At 58.4% G+C, this 16,530-nt stretch carries 15 protein-coding genes, 1 tRNA gene and 1 pseudogene; 13 read left to right on the top strand and 4 right to left on the bottom strand.

The genetic code is table 11. The features are described 5' to 3' along the window. The first annotated feature begins 22 nt into the window (after positions 1-22). On the top strand, positions 23-1,702 hold the full coding sequence (locus ACR65N_RS09595; protein WP_440456819.1) for a DEAD/DEAH box helicase: 1,680 nt from the start codon (positions 23-25) through the stop codon (positions 1,700-1,702). A 196-nt stretch (positions 1,703-1,898) separates the two neighbouring features. Here ACR65N_RS09595 and ACR65N_RS09590 read toward each other — a convergent pair whose 3' ends face one another. After that, positions 1,899-2,771, bottom strand: coding sequence for a DMT family transporter (locus ACR65N_RS09590; protein WP_440456818.1), 873 nt, complete (start codon positions 2,769-2,771; stop codon positions 1,899-1,901). A 309-nt stretch (positions 2,772-3,080) separates the two neighbouring features. On the opposite strand from ACR65N_RS09590, the gene ACR65N_RS09585 reads away from it, so the two are divergent. From ACR65N_RS09585 to ACR65N_RS09540, 10 genes and pseudogenes are all read left to right on the top strand, one after another. Next, the gene (locus ACR65N_RS09585; protein WP_430304289.1) at positions 3,081-4,490 is read left to right on the top strand and encodes a circularly permuted type 2 ATP-grasp protein; all 1,410 of its coding nucleotides are present in this window, start codon (positions 3,081-3,083) and stop codon (positions 4,488-4,490) included. A gap of 12 nt (positions 4,491-4,502) precedes the next feature. Next, positions 4,503-5,444 (top strand): alpha-E domain-containing protein, encoded by a 942-nt coding sequence (locus tag ACR65N_RS09580; protein ID WP_430304291.1) that lies wholly within the window; start codon positions 4,503-4,505, stop codon positions 5,442-5,444. A gap of 34 nt (positions 5,445-5,478) precedes the next feature. After that, positions 5,479-6,297, top strand: a pseudogene (locus tag ACR65N_RS09575) (transglutaminase family protein); the annotation flags it as partial. 199 nt (positions 6,298-6,496) lie between these two features. Continuing rightward, positions 6,497-7,039 carry a hypothetical protein gene (locus tag ACR65N_RS09570; protein WP_440456817.1) on the top strand — a complete coding sequence of 181 codons (543 nt, stop codon included), beginning with the start codon at positions 6,497-6,499 and terminating at the stop codon, positions 7,037-7,039. A 224-nt stretch (positions 7,040-7,263) separates the two neighbouring features. Next, positions 7,264-7,340: transfer RNA gene (locus ACR65N_RS09565), tRNA-Arg, on the top strand. Between the two features lie 206 nt (positions 7,341-7,546). Next, positions 7,547-8,887 (top strand): tyrosine-type recombinase/integrase, encoded by a 1,341-nt coding sequence (locus ACR65N_RS09560; protein ID WP_440456816.1) that lies wholly within the window; start codon positions 7,547-7,549, stop codon positions 8,885-8,887. A gap of 83 nt (positions 8,888-8,970) precedes the next feature. Beyond that, the gene (locus ACR65N_RS09555; protein WP_440456815.1) at positions 8,971-9,606 is read left to right on the top strand and encodes a hypothetical protein; all 636 of its coding nucleotides are present in this window, start codon (positions 8,971-8,973) and stop codon (positions 9,604-9,606) included. 254 nt (positions 9,607-9,860) lie between these two features. Beyond that, entirely contained in the window at positions 9,861-11,624 is a 1,764-nt protein-coding gene (locus tag ACR65N_RS09550) for a flagellin N-terminal helical domain-containing protein (protein ID WP_440456814.1), read from the top strand. Positions 11,625-11,728: 104 nt separating this feature from the next. Continuing rightward, on the top strand, positions 11,729-12,175 hold the full coding sequence (locus ACR65N_RS09545) for a DUF6641 family protein (protein WP_440456813.1): 447 nt from the start codon (positions 11,729-11,731) through the stop codon (positions 12,173-12,175). A 314-nt stretch (positions 12,176-12,489) separates the two neighbouring features. Further along, positions 12,490-13,245 (top strand): DUF2958 domain-containing protein, encoded by a 756-nt coding sequence (locus tag ACR65N_RS09540; RefSeq protein ID WP_440456812.1) that lies wholly within the window; start codon positions 12,490-12,492, stop codon positions 13,243-13,245. A 33-nt stretch (positions 13,246-13,278) separates the two neighbouring features. On the opposite strand, the gene ACR65N_RS09535 is transcribed toward ACR65N_RS09540, so the two are convergent. Then, complete coding sequence (locus ACR65N_RS09535; protein ID WP_440456811.1) at positions 13,279-14,196, bottom strand: hypothetical protein; 918 nt, start codon at positions 14,194-14,196, stop codon at positions 13,279-13,281. Further along, positions 14,183-14,653: a hypothetical protein gene (locus tag ACR65N_RS09530; protein WP_440456810.1), complete on the bottom strand. Its 471-nt coding sequence runs from the start codon at positions 14,651-14,653 to the stop codon at positions 14,183-14,185. Before ACR65N_RS09530 ends, ACR65N_RS09535 begins: the two co-directional genes overlap by 14 nt. A 108-nt stretch (positions 14,654-14,761) precedes the next feature. Here ACR65N_RS09530 and ACR65N_RS09525 point away from each other — a divergent pair, with 108 nt between their 5' ends. Further along, positions 14,762-15,037 (top strand): DUF6626 family protein, encoded by a 276-nt coding sequence (locus ACR65N_RS09525; protein ID WP_440456809.1) that lies wholly within the window; start codon positions 14,762-14,764, stop codon positions 15,035-15,037. Positions 15,038-15,107: 70 nt separating this feature from the next. Next, the gene (locus ACR65N_RS09520; protein ID WP_440456808.1) at positions 15,108-16,127 is read left to right on the top strand and encodes an ABC transporter substrate-binding protein; all 1,020 of its coding nucleotides are present in this window, start codon (positions 15,108-15,110) and stop codon (positions 16,125-16,127) included. Positions 16,128-16,188: 61 nt separating this feature from the next. On the opposite strand, the gene ACR65N_RS09515 is transcribed toward ACR65N_RS09520, so the two are convergent. After that, positions 16,189-16,392 carry a hypothetical protein gene (locus ACR65N_RS09515; RefSeq protein WP_440456807.1) on the bottom strand — a complete coding sequence of 68 codons (204 nt, stop codon included), beginning with the start codon at positions 16,390-16,392 and terminating at the stop codon, positions 16,189-16,191. Positions 16,393-16,530 lie beyond the last annotated feature (138 nt).

Below are 16,530 nucleotides of genomic sequence, written 5' to 3'. Positions count from 1 at the left end.
GCGCCCCGAAAAGGTATTCGACTTGACGAATTTCCAAGAGCTTGGCCTGGCCAAGCAGCTCGTAGCCACTCTCTTTGCGCTTGGTTACGAGACGCCGACCCCGATCCAGGAAAAGGCGATCCCCCAGCTCCTCGAAGGCCGCGACATGATCGGCCTCGCCCAGACCGGCACCGGCAAGACCGCCGCCTTCGGCCTCCCGCTCATCGAAATGCTGCTGAAGGACCCCAAGCGTCCTGACAACCGCACGACCCGGACGCTGATCCTGGCGCCGACCCGCGAACTGGTCAACCAGATCGCCGTCAACCTCAAGGCCTACGTCCGCAACACGCCGCTGAAGATCAACGCCGTCGTCGGCGGTGCCTCGATCAACAAGCAGCAGCTGCAGCTCGAAAAGGGCACCGACATCCTCGTTGCCACGCCGGGCCGTCTGCTCGACCTGATCTCGCGTCGTGCGATCGGCCTCACCACGGTACGCTACCTGGTGCTCGACGAAGCCGACCAGATGCTCGACCTCGGCTTCATCCACGACCTGCGCAAGATTTCGAAGATGGTTCCGAAGAACCGTCAGACGCTACTGTTCTCGGCCACCATGCCGAAGGCGATCGCCGATCTGGCTTCCGACTTCCTCAAGGATCCGATCCAGGTCTCGGTCACGCCTCCGGGCAAGGCTGCCGACAAGGTCGAGCAGTTCGTCCACTTCGTCGCCGGCAAGAACGACAAGACCGACCTCCTGAAGAAGTCGCTCGAGGAAAACCCCGACGGCCGCGCCATGGTCTTCCTGCGCACCAAGCACACCGCCGAGAAGCTGTCCAAGCATCTCGAGCAGGTCGGCTTCAAGGTCGCCTCGATCCACGGCAACAAGAGCCAGGGCCAGCGCGAGCGCGCTCTGAAGGCTTTCCGCGACGGCGAGATCCGCGTACTGGTGGCGACCGACGTCGCTGCCCGCGGCATCGACATCCCCGGCGTGACGCACGTCTTCAACTACGACCTTCCGGAAGTGCCTGACGCCTACGTCCACCGCATCGGCCGGACCGCCCGCGCCGGCCGCGACGGCATCGCCATCGCATTTTGCGCACCCGACGAGACGCGTCTGCTGCGCGACATCGAAAAGCTGATGAACATCGACATCACCGTCGCCTCCGGCGAACGTCCGTCGACGCTCAACAGCCCGGTCCGCTCCAGCGGCAAGCCTGCTCGCAACGGCGGCGGTCGTGGCCGTGACGGCGCTGGTCGCTCCGAAGGCGGTCGTGAAGGATCGGGTCGCGGACGTGCCGAAAGCCGTCCGGCGCGCCGTCCGCGCACGCCGGAAGGCGAAGCACTTGCCGCCCGCTCCGGCGATCGGCCGAACCGCGCTCCGCGCAACGACCGCAATGAGGACTTCCGCGGTCAGCGTCGTGGCGAGGAAGCCCCGCGCTTCGAGGCCGACAACGACCTGACCTCGACCTCGGATTTTCGCCCTGCCAAGAAGCAGTTCGGTGGACGCCCGGGCGAAGGCCGTGGCGCACCGCGCACCGGCGAACGCAAGGGTGGCCATGCGGCTCACGGCGCACACGAAGCCGGCGCACAGCGCCAGGCCCGTAGCGGCCCGGCCCGCAATGGCGGCCGTCCCGCCGGCAAGCCTGCCGGCAATGGCGGCCCGGTGAAGTTCGGCGCTGAAGGCGGCACCGGCGGCCAGGGTGGCCGCACCCGCGACCGCGCGTAAGCCTGCCACGTCTTCGGACTGAAAAGATCAGCCCGCCTCTGGAAACGGAGGCGGGTTTTTTCGTGTCCGTTGGGTCAAAGCCGGGGATGATTGCGGCGGATGCCCGGCAGGACCCCGGGACGACAGCGGATGGGTGATCTTGACGAATGCTACGCCAACCGGAACCGATTTCAACGAAGGCGGCCGCGCGGCCGCCTCACCGCTTGCGGTTGACCAGGTAGACGCCGGCAACGACGATCCCCGTGCCGATCACCATCGGTGCGCTGAGCGCCTCGCCGAAGATCAGCGTCGCCTCGACTGCCACCAGCGGCGGCATCATGTAGATGAGCGAAGCGGCACGCGACACCTGTCCGCGGCGAATGAGATAATACAACAGGCCGACCGCCCCCATCGACAGTCCGATCACCGACCAGGCCATCGCCGCAATTGCCGGAAGGGTAGCGTCGAAGCGCATTTCTTCCAGGTGCATCGCCATCGGCAGCGTCACCGCGAGCGCGCCGAGATACTGGAAGACCGCAATGCTGCGCAGGTCACCCTCGGCGAGAAAACGTTTCTGGTAGAGCGTGCCGAGCGTCACCGACAGCATGGCGACGAGGTTTATCAGCACCGGGAAGGCAATGCCGCCCGTCCCGGTTCGGGCAAGATCGGCAAACTGCGGCGAGACCGCAATCAGGATGCCGGCAAAACCGATCGCCAGACCGATCATCTGGACACGGCCGAGCCTTTCCTTCAGGAGCAGCAGCGCGAATAGGCCCGTCAGCAGCGGCTGCAGCCCGGCGATGATGCCGGAAAGCCCTGCCGGCACGCCCTGGCCGATCGCCCACCACAGCCCGGCGAGATAAAGCCCGTGCAGGAGAATGCCGGAAATGAAGGCATGCAGGAGTTCGCGACCGGTCCGCGGCCAGGCCGCGCCGCAGGCAAGCGCCACTAGCGCGAAAGCCGAGGCCGCCAGTGCGTGGCGAATGGCGAGAAACGTCAACGGATCGGCATGTGCCGCCGCCACCTTGGCGACGATCCAGCCGGTCGACCAGAGAAAGACGAAGATGGCCGCGGCCAGGCGATCGAGCATGAGGCTAAGGGATCTCCGCGGCTGCCGCGACAATGGGCAGGCAACCGGTACCCGCCGCCGTTTTTCCGGTCAAAGGAGAAATTCTGAACGTTGCCTCAAGCAATGCTGACAACAGGCCCGAGAAAATCCCGTGCATCCTGCTCCCCGCCACCCCCCGTCGAAGGCGGCAAAAAGCCGGGTCGGCGAAGAATTCGCCGGCTCGAATCGCGGCCTGTCGAGCCGTTTCGATTTAATCGGCCAGCATCGAGCATGCTTCTTGCATTGCCATCAGCGTTGTATTCTTATGGTCAAAAACCAGGGAACGTACCATTGGCATTCGATGAAATGTTGACGGCGGAAAATCTTCCGCGGGAGCCGTACAAGACTTACCAGGACTGGTATCAAGGCCAGGATCCGGCCCATCTGGTGCAGAAATCGCGCGACGCGGAAAACATCTTCCGCCGGACCGGCATCACCTTCGCAGTCTATGGCCACGAGGATTCTTCCGAAAAGCTCATTCCCTTCGACATCATCCCCCGCATCATCTCGGCGCGCGAGTGGCGCAAGCTGGCGCAGGGCATCGAGCAGCGCGTGCTGGCGCTCAACGCCTTTCTCGACGACATCTACCATAAGCAGGAAATCATCCGCGCCGGCCGTATCCCCCGCGCGTTGATCGAGAACAACGTCACCTTCCTGCCGGAGATGATCGGCTTCAAGCCGCCCGGCGGCGTCTATACCCACATCGTCGGCACCGATATCGTGCGCACCGGCGAAGATCAGTTCTATGTGCTGGAAGACAATGCCCGCACGCCCTCCGGCGTCTCCTACATGCTGGAGAACCGCGAGACGATGATGCAGATGTTCCCGGAGCTTTTCACCCGCAACAAGGTGCAGCGGGTGGAGGATTATCCGTATCTGCTTCGCCAGTCGCTCGCCTCGCTGGCGCCGCCCGGCTGTACCGGTCGACCGCGGGTGGCGGTGCTGACGCCCGGCAGCTACAATTCCGCCTATTACGAGCACTCCTTCCTCGCCGACACCATGGGCGTCGAGCTGGTGGAAGGGTCGGACCTGCGCGTCATCGACGGCAAGGTGAAGATGCGCACGACGCGCGGCTACGAGGCGATCGACGTGCTCTACCGCCGCGTCGACGACGACTTTCTCGATCCGATGACCTTTCGCGCCGATTCGGCGCTGGGCGTCCCGGGCATCATGGATGTGTATCGGTCCGGCAACATCACCATCGCCAATGCGCCGGGCACCGGCATCTGCGACGACAAGGCGATCTACTCCTACATGCCGGAAATCGTCGAGTTCTACACCGGCCGCAAGGCGCTGCTCGAAAACGTGCCCACCTGGCGCTGTTCCGAGGCCGACAGCCTGGCCTATGTCCTGGAGCATCTGGAGGAACTGGTGGTCAAGGAGGTGCACGGCTCCGGCGGCTACGGCATGCTGGTCGGCCCGACGGCGTCGAAGAAGGAATGCGCCGATTTTGCCGACAAGCTGAAGTCGAACCCGTCCAACTACATCGCCCAGCCGACGCTGTCGCTGTCCACCGTGCCGATCCTCGTCAACAAGGGTATCGCGCCGCGGCACGTCGACCTGCGCCCTTACGTGCTGGTCTCCGACAAGGTGAAGATCATCCCGGGCGGTCTGACCCGCGTGGCGCTGAAGCAGGGTTCGCTGGTCGTCAATTCCAGCCAGGGCGGCGGCACCAAGGACACCTGGGTTCTGGAAGATTGAGGGCGTGACCTGATGCTGGGAAGAACTGCAAACGGCCTCTACTGGATGTTCCGCTACATCGAGCGCGCCGAAAACATCGCCCGCCTCATCGATGCCGGCATGCGTGTTTCGCTGACCCGCGCCGGATCGTCCGACGAGGACTGGGACGGCGTGCTGCAGAGCGCCGGCGTGCGCGACGAATTCGCCGAAGTGCACGACAAGATGACGGCGGCCAACGCCATCGACTACCTGCTGCGCGACACGGCAAACCCGTCGAGCGTCATGTCGTGCATCGATTCGGGCCGCAACAACGCCCGCATGGTGCGCACCGCGCTCACCCGCGAGACATGGGAAGCCACCAACGAGTGCTGGATCGAGCTCAAGCAGTTGCTCGGCCGCAAGGTACGCGCCGCCGAGCTGCCGGAGGCGATCGACGTCATCAAGCGCCGCGCCGGTCTCATCCGCGGCGCTTTCCACGGCTCGATGCTGCGCAACGACCTCTACAACTTCTCGCGCATCGGCACCTTCATCGAGCGCGCCGATAACACCAGCCGCATCCTCGACGTCAAGTATTACGTGCTCCTGCCGGCGGTCAGCCAGGTCGGCTCGTCGCTCGACAACTTCCAGTGGGAATCGATCCTGCGCTCGGTCTCGGCCCACCGCTCCTACGGCTGGGTCTATGACGGCGAATACCGGCCCTCCAACATCGCCGACTTCCTCATTCTCAACGGCCGCATGCCGCGTTCTCTTGCCTACTGCTACGAGAAGATCGTCAGCAACCTCGGCTATCTGGCGGAGGATTACGGCGAGCGGAACAAGGCGCACGAGACGGCCGGGGCGATCAGGTCGATGCTGAAGCGCGGCTCGATCAGCGACGTGATGGACCAGGGCCTGCATGAATTTCTCGAGGATTTCATCAGCCGCAACAACCAGCTGAGCGTCGACATTTCGGAAGGCTACCGCTTCTACCGGTAACCGGCGGAGCATTGATGGGAAACGGAACAGCCGCATGCGTCTGAAAATCTCGCATACGACAGAATATCGCTACGACGAGCCGGTGGCCTATGCGCTGCAGCGGCTGCGGCTGACACCGCTGAGCGCCGCGACGCAGACGGTGTCGTCCTGGGCGCTGTCCGTCGAGGGCGCCAAGGTGGAAGCCGGCTATGCCGACCAGTTCGGCAACCGCGTCGACCTCGTGTCCGTCGAGGGCGGCGAGCACACGATCCGCATCCTGGCCTCCGGCGAGGTCGATACCATCGACCGGACCGGCGTGGTGGGTCCGCACACCGGCTTCGTGCCGCTCTGGCTCTACCTGCGCGATACGCCGCTGACGAAGCCCGGACGGTTGCTGCGCGAGCTTGCCCGCGGCATCGAGGGCGACAGCGAGCTTGCCCGCATGCATGCGCTGATGGAGGCGATCAACGATACGGTCGCCTACGAGCCCGGCACCACGGATGCCGAGACCACCGCTGAACAGGCGTTCGAGGCGAAAAACGGCGTCTGCCAGGACCACGCGCATATCTTCATCTCGACGGCGCGGCTGATGAGCCTGCCGGCCCGCTACGTCTCCGGATACCTGCTGATGGAAGGCCAGACGGAGCAGGTGGCGACGCATGCCTGGGCGGAAGTGCATGTGCCGGGCCTCGGCTGGGTCGGTTTCGATGCCGCCAACAACATCTGCCCGGACGAGCGCTACGTGCGCGTCGCGACCGGCCTCAGCTACCGTGACGCGGCGCCGGTGTCGGGCATGCGCATCGGCACGCGCGGCGAGGAACTGACGGTATCGCTGACCGTCGAGGCGCCCGGCATGAGCCAGACCCAGACGCAGGACGGCCAGACGCAGAGCCAGGTCCAGATCGCAAAGGCCGCCGACGGCGTGAAGGATCCGGCGGCCGGGCAGTAGCCGCGGCCAGCAGGCTCAGCGCGAATAACGAGTAGCGAAGAGCTTGCCAGTCCGTCTTGAACTCCGCCGCGCAAGCCCTGCGCCATCCCCGGCTGGTTGAATGGCATCCCGAAAAGGAGCCTGCATGCTGTTCGGCCGATCACTCTTCGACTCCATCTTGACGCGGCTCGATCACGAGCAGCCGGAAGAGCCGACGATTGCGCCCGAACCTGCATTCCGGGTGAACGGCCTGCCGGCAGGCTTCGTCGCGACGGTTGAAGTGGCAGAGAGTGAACATCGTGCGGGCGACGCCTACCGCGCCTTTCAGGCCGACGCCGTGCCGGATTTTGATGACGACGAAGGACGCGTGCCGGCCGGTCCGGCCTTCGACCCACTGGAACCGACCGCGCGCCCTGAAGCCGAGGATGCCGGAATGCCTGCCCGTTTCGAGCGGCTGACCGAGGCGCAGGTGGTCGAGGATCTCGGTCTCTCGCCGACGGACGACGCAGAGGTTCTTGCCGAAAAACGCCGGCGCTTTGCCCGCGACAACCATCCGGACCGCGTCCATCCGCAGTTGCGCGACCGCGCGACGATCCGCATGACGCTCGCCAACGCCGCCGTCGACCGCGCAATGAGAGGCGCGCATGCGAGCGCCTTCTTCGACAGGCCGGGCCGGCAACCCAGCTAAGCCTGGCGCCTCCCCGTTCGACGCAGAGAGATTACAAGGGGCACCGTGGCACTCCGATGGACCACCACGCCCTTTGCCCGACGAAGCAGAGCCGCCTCAGCAGCCGTCGAAGGTTTTCCCGGCCGCCGGCGCTTTTCCACCTTTTAGCGATTGAAGCCGCCGCCGACCTTTGTTATGAACTCGCACCGGCCGGAACGGCGCTTCGCCGCCTGTTCCAACGAGACGCACCCGTAGCTCAGCTGGATAGAGTGTTGGATTCCGATTCCAAAGGTCGCAGGTTCGAATCCTGCCGGGTGCGCCAAAAACTCATTGAAATAATTGAATTTTCAGCTTCTTCTTGCCCTTCTTGAGAACGGCATTATCGGTAGCACAGCGTTAGCACAATGCTTACCGTCTTCCAGAAAAGCTCTTTAATTTCAATGTTGCGGGCATGGGGTGGAGGTTGCGCGTTAGCACGGTGTTAGCGCAAGGCACCTACCGTAGTAACGCCATTGGAGACCAAGTTTCGTGTTGCAGCGCGTCGATCACCCTATCCGCCAGGAAAACCCTGCCAAGCCGAACGAACCTTTCGTCCTTTTCCAACGCGACGGCACCAACTGGTCGATGCGATATTCGATGGATGGGCGTCAGATTCGCAAATCACTCGGAACATCGGACGAGCGCGAGGCGCATCGTCGTGCAAACGAGATCTGGCATGAGCAGAACTACAGGCTCAAGCAAGGGCTCAGCATTCTGCAGCACGCTTTTGCTGACGTCGCAGACGAATTTATAAAGCTAGTCGAAGCCGAAGCGGAACGCAAAGAGCGCAGCGCGGATCACGTTACCTATTGGGTGCCAAAGATACGCCGCTTCCTTGTCGGATATTTCGGCGTCAAACCGATAGACAAGATTACACCACCGGACATCGAGCGCTATCTGGAATGGCGAAAGACCTATTGGACATCCGGTCCCGGCTCGGAGATAGAAAAGATCCGCTGCGAGCGAGAAGATGGCCGGGTGTTCAGCCGCCCTGCCCCGCGCAAAATTGCATCCGTCAGCACGATCAAAGGCGAAATGGTGATCATTCGCAGCTTGTTTCAGCAGGCCGTGCGATGGGGTTATAGCCAGCCAATCGTCATTCTTGCACCACAGGTTCGCAAACGTACCGATAATCGACGCCCCGGCTTTACGGCTGAAGACTACGAGAAACTTTTGACGGCCGCCATCGCACGGATTTCAGAACTGCAACCTAAATCCAAGCTCATCAACGCGAAAGACGGTCGTTCTTGGACGATGAAAATACCGCCAAAGAACATCATGGCGGATCGGATTCGGCTTTGGTGCTACATCGAAATCATGGCGCATTCTGGTATGCGGCCAACCGAAGCAAAAAACCTGACCTGGGCCAACATCGTCGGCTTCAAAGAAACGCGAAACGGTCCGATCAAGGACAAGGATGTTCGGCTGCATGTGCGCGGCAAAGGTAAGCACGGCACCTCAGTACCCTTACTCGGCGTTATCCCTGCCTTGGATATGCTTTGGCAGCTGTTCGAAAGCGAATTGAAGCGCGAACCGGGTGACGACGATGCGGTATTTTCCGATTCGTCCGGTCTCCCGATCGGCTCATTCAAGAAGAGCTTCAACGAGCTTTTGAAAGCAACCGGCCTCGAATACGACTATCGAGGAGTTCGGCGCACGCCATATTCGTTGCGGCACTTCTACATATCGGAAATGCTGATCAAAGGCACTTCGATATATGATGTGGCGCTCAACACGCGAACGTCTCTGGAGATGATCGAAAAGCATTACGCTCACGTGGCAACGGAGCAGATAAAAGATCGATTAAGACCGGGGCAACCAGAGTGGTAATCGTTGACCGGCAAGCGGGACGGTTGTATTTCGACATTTCGAATATATCGATACGAACGACTGATTTGTGAAAGATTGGCCTGTTGAGCAAGTTCACCCCAGAAATGCAAAAGCTGGCACAACAGCTCTATCAGGAAAACAAAAGCTCCTTTGATCTATTTTCGAACAAGCGGCCAATCTCGGGTTTCGAGACTGCGGTGAGCAGTCTGTTCGGCCAAGAGGCCCAGCCGAAAAAAACGGTCAAGTTGGGCGGTACTGAATACAACTATTCTAGTCGTACCGGTGATCGTGTCCGATTCTTGCCTGCTCAATGGGTCGAGGCATTAGAGGGAAATCCTGCCTCATGGCAGGGGTGCGAGAACTGGTGGGCGGGTTTTCCGTTGATTGCCTGGGTGGAGATCAATGTCGTTGATGGGATCCGAGCGCAGTTGAAGCTCAACGCCGAACTCGGTCCGATCTCGGATTATCAAGCCCGAACTAAACTCGTACAAACCCTCGGCCTCGCTTCTTCGCAGAGAAATCTAGAACGCATTCAATTTCCGAAGAGCGCGATGGACAAGAGCAGTCTTTACTCGCAATTTTTTCGCCGGAACACCGTCCCAGTCAGGGATTTTCGCGATGCGTCAGAGATCGAGCGACAGTTTCTAAAGCTCATTGCGGACTTTCGACGCGAGTTCGAAATAATCGCCAGCGCCATTCGGGAAACAACTCATTCCTAATTTTTCCAAGGTCGAAATTTACGTCTCATTAACCCAAAGCGCAGTAGAAACGTTAACGAAAGTGGTCGGAGAATCGGGAAATCAGCTCCCGGACCGACGGCCCTAAACGCCTTAAATAGAAGGGTGTTGGGGTGACGGTCTCGCCATTATGGCGGGCACCCTTGTGGTTAACCGTTAGAGTGTCCTCATCATCGCCGGCTGAAGTCGAACCGCATCTAGCGTTCGCATTGCTGGCTTGTGTTCCGGGCTTTGGCGTGACCAGCATCTTGACGAATACGGCAGCGATTGCCGCTTTGCAGACCCTTCGCGCTGTCGGCAGTCAGTTCACAGATACTCAAGCGCAAATCAGCTCTGGTCTCCGCATTCAAACGGCGTCAGACAATGCCGCTTACTGGTCGATATCGACCACGATGAAGTCGGACAACAAATCCATCGCGGCAGTGGCCGACGCCCTCAGCCTTGGCGAAGCCAAAGTGGATGTTACTTACTCGGGCATCGAGGCAGTCTCGGACGTTCTGTCGGAGTTCAAGGCTAAACTTGTCGCAGCAAAAGAACCCGGCGTTGACGCCTCAAAAATTCAAAAAGAGCTGGAGCAGTTGAAGCAGCAAGTCGTGAGTATTTCGACATCATCAAGCTTTAACGGCGTAAACTGGCTGAGCACCGACATCGCCGATATCAACGACAGTGATTTGAACCGTGTATCCCTCGTATCCTCGTTTAACCGTGGAGATAATGGGGTCTCAGTTGGGACGACAGATTTCCATCTTTCTGAAATGGCGCTTTTTAACGAGAATGGCGGCGGCATCCTTCAGGCTGATACACGCAAACTGAAGACCCTCGGCGGCGTTCGTACCAGCGATACCTATATGGATGTCGACGGTATCGTACATATGTTCCCTATCAACGACAGAGACGGGGTAAACGGTCGCTTCACGTTTGATTTCACCGGGCCGATCACCTTCGCCCCTGGGGACACGATCAGTTTCGACGTCACTGTAGACGTCGACAACCCGGCGGATCTGGATCCGCCGTACGATCCCGGCAAGACCACCCAAATTACAATAGATAGAGCCTTTGTGGACACTTGGCTGCCGGGTCAGAACGGCGTTATTGCGACATATACGCAGTATTCCTCCATTCTTTATCGCGCATTGACTACTGCAAACTCGGGCGCATCAGCTACGCTCGTTTCAGACGGTTACGGAGGCACGATCCCAAATAAAATTTCTGTTTCCACCCGTGAAAACTCGGGCTTGGATGGATCATCAATACAGATAACAAACCTAGCGGGAACCGCAGGAGGTTTGAACAATACGCCAATTCACTATGGCACACGCTCCTCCCAGATGACCCTGAACTTCACGCCGTTCGAAGTTTACAATGACGGCGACAACAAAGATGGCGTGCAAGTTGACTTCAATTTTGCCGTTAACGGAGCGCCTTCAACGCATCACAGTTTTGACCGCACATACGTCAACAACCTGCTTGGCAAAGATACTGGAAAGATAGAGACCGCCGACGAGATGGTCACGTTGCTTCAGTCATTAATTAGCGGCGACTGGCCAGATGTTATAATCGAAACGACACCGTCTGGCGGCATTTCGATGAGATCGGATAAAGATGTCGATCGTTTATCCGGGATGCGGACGTATATTGGTTTCACAGGAATTAGCGTCAGTATCGAACCTATCGCCGAGCAAAATTTCCTCGACATCGACATTGTCGAAAATCCCGATTGGCTCGACAGGTACATCGGCTACATCGAAGTCGTTTCTGCAGATGTCATCGACGCCGGAGCGACACTTGGCGCGCTCAAAACGCGCCTGGAGCAACAGCAGGATTTTACACAGACCTTGATGGACACCATTAATAGCGGCGTTGGCGGTCTTGTCGATGCAGATATGGACGAGGCTTCTACGAGGCTCAAGGCCCTCCAGACGCAGGAGCAGCTTGCCCTTCAATCTCTTCAAATCGCGAACACGGACGCACAGAACATCATTCAACTTTTCCAGCAGTGAGGCGATAAAGTCAGCCTGACTGTCAGCACCACCTTTGAACTCGCCCTTTTGGACAACGGCTGTATTCCGAAAACACGACAAGGTTTTCGGGAAAGGATCACAGCATGTCTCATCTCAAGGCTCTCAAGCTTAGCTCCGCAGTGCCGGCTCGCGCTCAGGTCGATCCGGTGCAGCGATCGCGTGAGAAAATGGTAGCCGCACTGGTCGAGCAGAAGCTCATGGCCGAAGCAAAGATCGCCGGGACGCCATTTGCCCCCACCCACATCGTCCGAAAGAAAAATGCCGAGGGTGCTCGCGTCGAGGTCGAAGCTCTAAAGCGTGTGCGTCAAGGCTGGTTCAGCGACAGCAGCGGTAAGGTATTTTTCGCGATCCGCTATGCCGGAAAAACGATCGAATTCGCCAAGGGCAAAAACGCCATCGAAGTTGGCGAACTGGCATCTCTGCCGAAAATCATCGACACATTGATCGAGGCGGTACGGGCGGGTGAGCTTGATGCGCAACTGATCACTGCCGCCACCGAGCGCGGCAAGATGCTGCGCAAGTCCGCATAGACAGCCCAGTTTTAACGGGCACGCTTCCGAAGCGCATGGGATCATACATGATCCCATGCGCTTCGCGCATTCGGATACCTGCCGGGACTTTGTCAAATAGCGCCACGGACGCGCGTTGTGTGCGGGGCGCTGCCCTGTATTGTTTCCGAGCTTGGTCGCATTCTTTGACACTTCTGCGCTTCTGCTTGACGCGCGTCACCCGCCAAACTTGGCCCCGGAAGCATGCGCATGGTCGCCATTCGTCCGCGCGGTTCTTGAACTCGCCCTTTGCGCCATCTGGAGTTTCTTTTCCGCCGAAATCGAGCGGAGACCAGATGCAGACCCCTTCAAACGACGATCATGACGAGACGCCGACGCAAATCGACTTGGCCATGTTATTCATGACCGACCTGCATGTGGGGTCCGAACGGCTCTATAAGGTCAAGCGCAGGGGCACGTCGCTGAACCTGCGCTATGAGATCGACGGCGTGATGCACCAGCGCAGCTATTTGTCGGCGCTGTCGTGGCGGGCGATTTTACTGTTCGCATTGACCGAGGGCAAAACCGTCGCCGTCCACGAAATGGACCAGCCAGGGCGATACCGGCGGCTGTTCCCGAAAACCATGCTTCGCCGCCTCCAGTGGCATGCGCGACCGGATGCGAATTTCCCGCCGGTCGCCCGCCTCTACGATCCCAACAGCAAAGCCGTTATGCTGCTGACCCGCAACCGTGTTTGTGGTCATGCTGTCGATACGCTGCATAATCTCACAGATGGCGGCCCTGTGTTTCAGCCGCTGTGGATTTCCGACATCATGGCGTTGCGGCCTATGCTTGGCATCGAGCTTGTCCGCGACGAGACTTTTTCAGCCACTATGCCAATCAGTGCGTATATGGAAACCGCTGCTGTAACGGGCCGAATTGTTGAGGAGCGGGAGCTTCTCGGCTTGCCGCTCACCCGGAGTATTCCCCGGCTTGAAACGCAGCCGCCATCGAAGGCAGTTCGCAGTGTCTTCGATCAAGCGTGCCTGGAAAATCCTGCACTGGAGGCGCTACGGGGAGTGACCATATACGATGATTATTCGTTTGTGTGAACGGAGGCAAATAGTTCGGTGAACGAACTTTCGTCAATACGTCACACCGCCCCGTTGGTCGCCTCTGGCTTGCTTTAAATCCGCGATAATGCGCAGCCGCTCGGCAAGATTGACGACGTTTCCGGCGTATCTGGATGTCTTGCTGTCCGCGATCAAGCCACCCGGAATGGTTCCAGTGTCCAATCGCGGCGAGAGGCTATCTGTGCCAAGATTAGTCCAGTTCGTATCCTGTACAATATTATTATACACACAATGCGTTACGCCACTCCCAACATCGAAGATATTCGCATTACTCCTTGAAACACCACCATTGTCTTCGACAACGAAAATCCCATTCATATCCGATACAACGGAATTTCCTTTCACTTCATCAATATGGTTTCGAGTAACGGAACGGTCGGGCATCGCTTTTAACGGTATTTCACCGTCTTCAATCACTTCACCGATTAAAATGTTCGAAGATGCGACACGTTCAACATCAATGGCCGATTTTCCCTTGGCTTGCCCGATGACAACGCGAAGCGATTGAAAGCCAGATCGCTCCACACATAGCCAGTCCACATATGCGCGGATATCTTCGGCTGGCCACCAATTGCGTTCGGTTGGCTTGGCCTTATCCGCTTCGTCAGCCTCAATGAAGTCCTGAGCATCTGGCCGCTTGTAGTCGCATTCGACGCGGAATTTCAGGCAATAGCGGACGACGTTCTGGATATTCTCGTTCACATCGCGATATGTACGGAACGGCTGAATATCCACCTGATATTTTGCCATGTGGGTTTCCTTCCGTAAGGCGCTGGTGATTTCTTCCGTGGTCAATTCACCCTTGCGGACAATTGCATGAAGATGTGGACGCCAGATTGTTTTGTCCGGGGCTTCCATCACCGGAAAGCCCAGCGCATCCAGTGCAATCCGCGTGTTGCGGCCACAGGTTTCGAAATCACCAAAGCTCATGCGGTCGACTTCCCACCAACCCAGCAACTGAAAATCGTCCCAGCGAGAATCCTTCTTGCGCTGACGATCTATGAAAGTGCGAAGACGGCGTTTTTTCATTCTCCACGAGGTCGGTCATGCCGGATAAGTCCAGTTGCGGCGGCAGCAGGATCGTTGCAAAAGCAAGCTCCTCATTCACCGCTTCGCAGAATATCTTCTTGACGGCCTTTCCCGTTTGCACTGCGCGTTCCCGCATATGGCAGCGCGGACAAAGCGGAACACCGCAATAATCGATGTTGCCGTAATCATCGACCTCGCCACAGGTTTCCATCCAGTTTCGGGCTAGATGGCTCGCCGGAAGTGCCGCTTTCACATATTGGCGTTGAGCTTCGTTGGCCTTTGTCAGATATTTCATTTGGCGGCGTTCGTGACGGGTGAAGACACCCTTCGTCATCATATCCGCCTGTAACTGTTCCATCCTGGTCTTCATTGAAAATCCCCCACTGAAATAACGTGCTATTTATCCAGCACCATTTTAGCGCCGTGCATTCTTGGAAATAAATATTTGTTTCAAGGAGATAGCAGAATGAAGATCAAAGACATCTACGAGGCATTGCGGGCGGATGGGTTGACCAACTCACAGATGGAATTCTCGCGGATATGGCTTGGCCGTAGCCCGCGCTACTATTCGCATCTCATCGCCGTCGACCGAGAGCCGGGGCTTGCCACGCTTTGCGGAATTTCATGGCGGCTGAAACGAATGCGGTTGGACAACTACCCAGCGCTGCTCGAATTCCAGCAGAAGCTCGCCAGCGAAATCGATCGCCGGGCAATAACCGATGTTCGCCGACACCGATCTTAACGTTTGGCCAACAGCCACCCAATACAATCTCCGCGTTTATCTTCCGCATCTTCCGTATCAGGAACTTTCAATGAACGCGCATATCTCATCCGGCAAGGCAGCGATTGTTGCCGCGCTTGCGATTTCGACGGTCTCCATCGCCTCGCCTGCCTATTGCCTTGATAAAATCCGTTTCGGCACCGATTGGCTCGCCGAGGCTGATCATGGCGGTTTCTATCAGGCCGTCGCTGACGGCACCTATGCCAAATACGGCCTCGATGTTGATATTCAACAGGGCGGCCCCGGCGCACAGAACCGCGCCCTGCTGCTAACAGGCAAGCTCGACTTCTATTTGGGCACCCAGCAGGAACAGCTTGTCGGCATCGAGCAGGGCATTCCCCTTGTCGATGTCGCCGCCTTTTACCAGAAAACCGCACAGGTCATTTTGGCACACCCCGACAGCGGCGTTGAGAAATTCGAAGACCTCGCCAAGCTCGAAACGATCTTCATGACGCAGGGCGGGTTCGGCGCTTACTTCGAGTGGATGAAGGCCAATTTCGGTGGCTTCCGTGACGAGCAGTACAGGCCCTACACATTCAGCCCCGCGCCGTTTCTCGTAGATAAGAACTCCGCTCAACAGGGTCTGATCACCGCTGAACCATACGAGATCCAGAAGCAGACCGGCGCGGAACCGAAGATTTTCCTACTCGCTGACAGCGGCTACAAGCCCTATGCGACCATGATTACCGTCCAGCAAAACCTCATCGACACAAACCCCGATCTCGTGCAGCGGTTTGTCGATGCCTCAATCGAGGGCTGGTACAACTACCTGTACGGGGATAACGCAGCCGCCAACGCGCTGATCAAAGCGACCAACCCCGAGATGACGGATGGCCAGATCGAATATGCCATCGACAAGATGAAGCAATACGGGATCGTGGATAGCGGCAATGCGCTGGACAAGGGCATTGGCTGCATGACTGCCCCACGCTACAAGCAGCTTGCCGACGAACTCGTGAAGGTGAAGCTTCTCAAGGCCGATACAGATTACACGAAAGCATTTGATACCCGATTTTCCTGTAAGGGCGTCGGGCTAAACTTGAAGAAATAATTGCTTGTCGATCAGCGTCGGGATCGATTGCCGGACGCCTTTCCTACATCAGCGGCGGCGATCAAGCCGCTGCCAATGTATCGAGAAACGATTGCCATTGCGTCGTTTTCGACCGCGGGTCAGCCCAAATATCCTCGATAGCGAAACGCAGCCCTTTCAGGATGACGGGAATATCATTCTCGTATTCCTCGGGACTATCGAAAATCCTGTTCACCTGCTTGAACACACGCAGATAGGCTTCGGCGTTGTGGTTCATGAGGATCATGATGCTATCATTGTCGAGATCGGACGAACCGTTCGACCCGACGCAGATTTCATTGACCTTCTGTTGATTTCCACTGAGAGCTGACCCGGCTCAGCCTGATATTTCCATTGAGAATTGACCCATGTTTCAACCGTCCCT

Source organism: Rhizobium sp. SAFR-030 (assembly GCF_059415005.1).
This window is presented reverse-complemented; position numbering and strand designations above follow the sequence as displayed.

Excerpts from the sequence above, each read along its gene's own strand:
- ACR65N_RS09590 (WP_440456818.1), bottom strand. The coding sequence starts at position 2,771 with ATGCTCGATCGCCTGGCCGCGGCCATCTTCGTCTTTCTCTGGTCGACC.
- ACR65N_RS09520 (WP_440456808.1), top strand. The coding sequence starts at position 15,108 with ATGAACGCGCATATCTCATCCGGCAAGGCAGCGATTGTTGCCGCGCTT.
- ACR65N_RS09545 (WP_440456813.1), top strand. The coding sequence starts at position 11,729 with ATGTCTCATCTCAAGGCTCTCAAGCTTAGCTCCGCAGTGCCGGCTCGC.
- ACR65N_RS09540 (WP_440456812.1), top strand. The coding sequence starts at position 12,490 with ATGCAGACCCCTTCAAACGACGATCATGACGAGACGCCGACGCAAATC.
- ACR65N_RS09570 (WP_440456817.1), top strand. The coding sequence starts at position 6,497 with ATGCTGTTCGGCCGATCACTCTTCGACTCCATCTTGACGCGGCTCGAT.
- ACR65N_RS09535 (WP_440456811.1), bottom strand. The coding sequence starts at position 14,196 with ATGAGCTTTGGTGATTTCGAAACCTGTGGCCGCAACACGCGGATTGCA.
- ACR65N_RS09525 (WP_440456809.1), top strand. The coding sequence starts at position 14,762 with ATGAAGATCAAAGACATCTACGAGGCATTGCGGGCGGATGGGTTGACC.
- ACR65N_RS09530 (WP_440456810.1), bottom strand. The coding sequence starts at position 14,653 with ATGGAACAGTTACAGGCGGATATGATGACGAAGGGTGTCTTCACCCGT.
- ACR65N_RS09580 (WP_430304291.1), top strand. The coding sequence starts at position 4,503 with ATGCTGGGAAGAACTGCAAACGGCCTCTACTGGATGTTCCGCTACATC.
- ACR65N_RS09515 (WP_440456807.1), bottom strand. The coding sequence starts at position 16,392 with ATGATCCTCATGAACCACAACGCCGAAGCCTATCTGCGTGTGTTCAAG.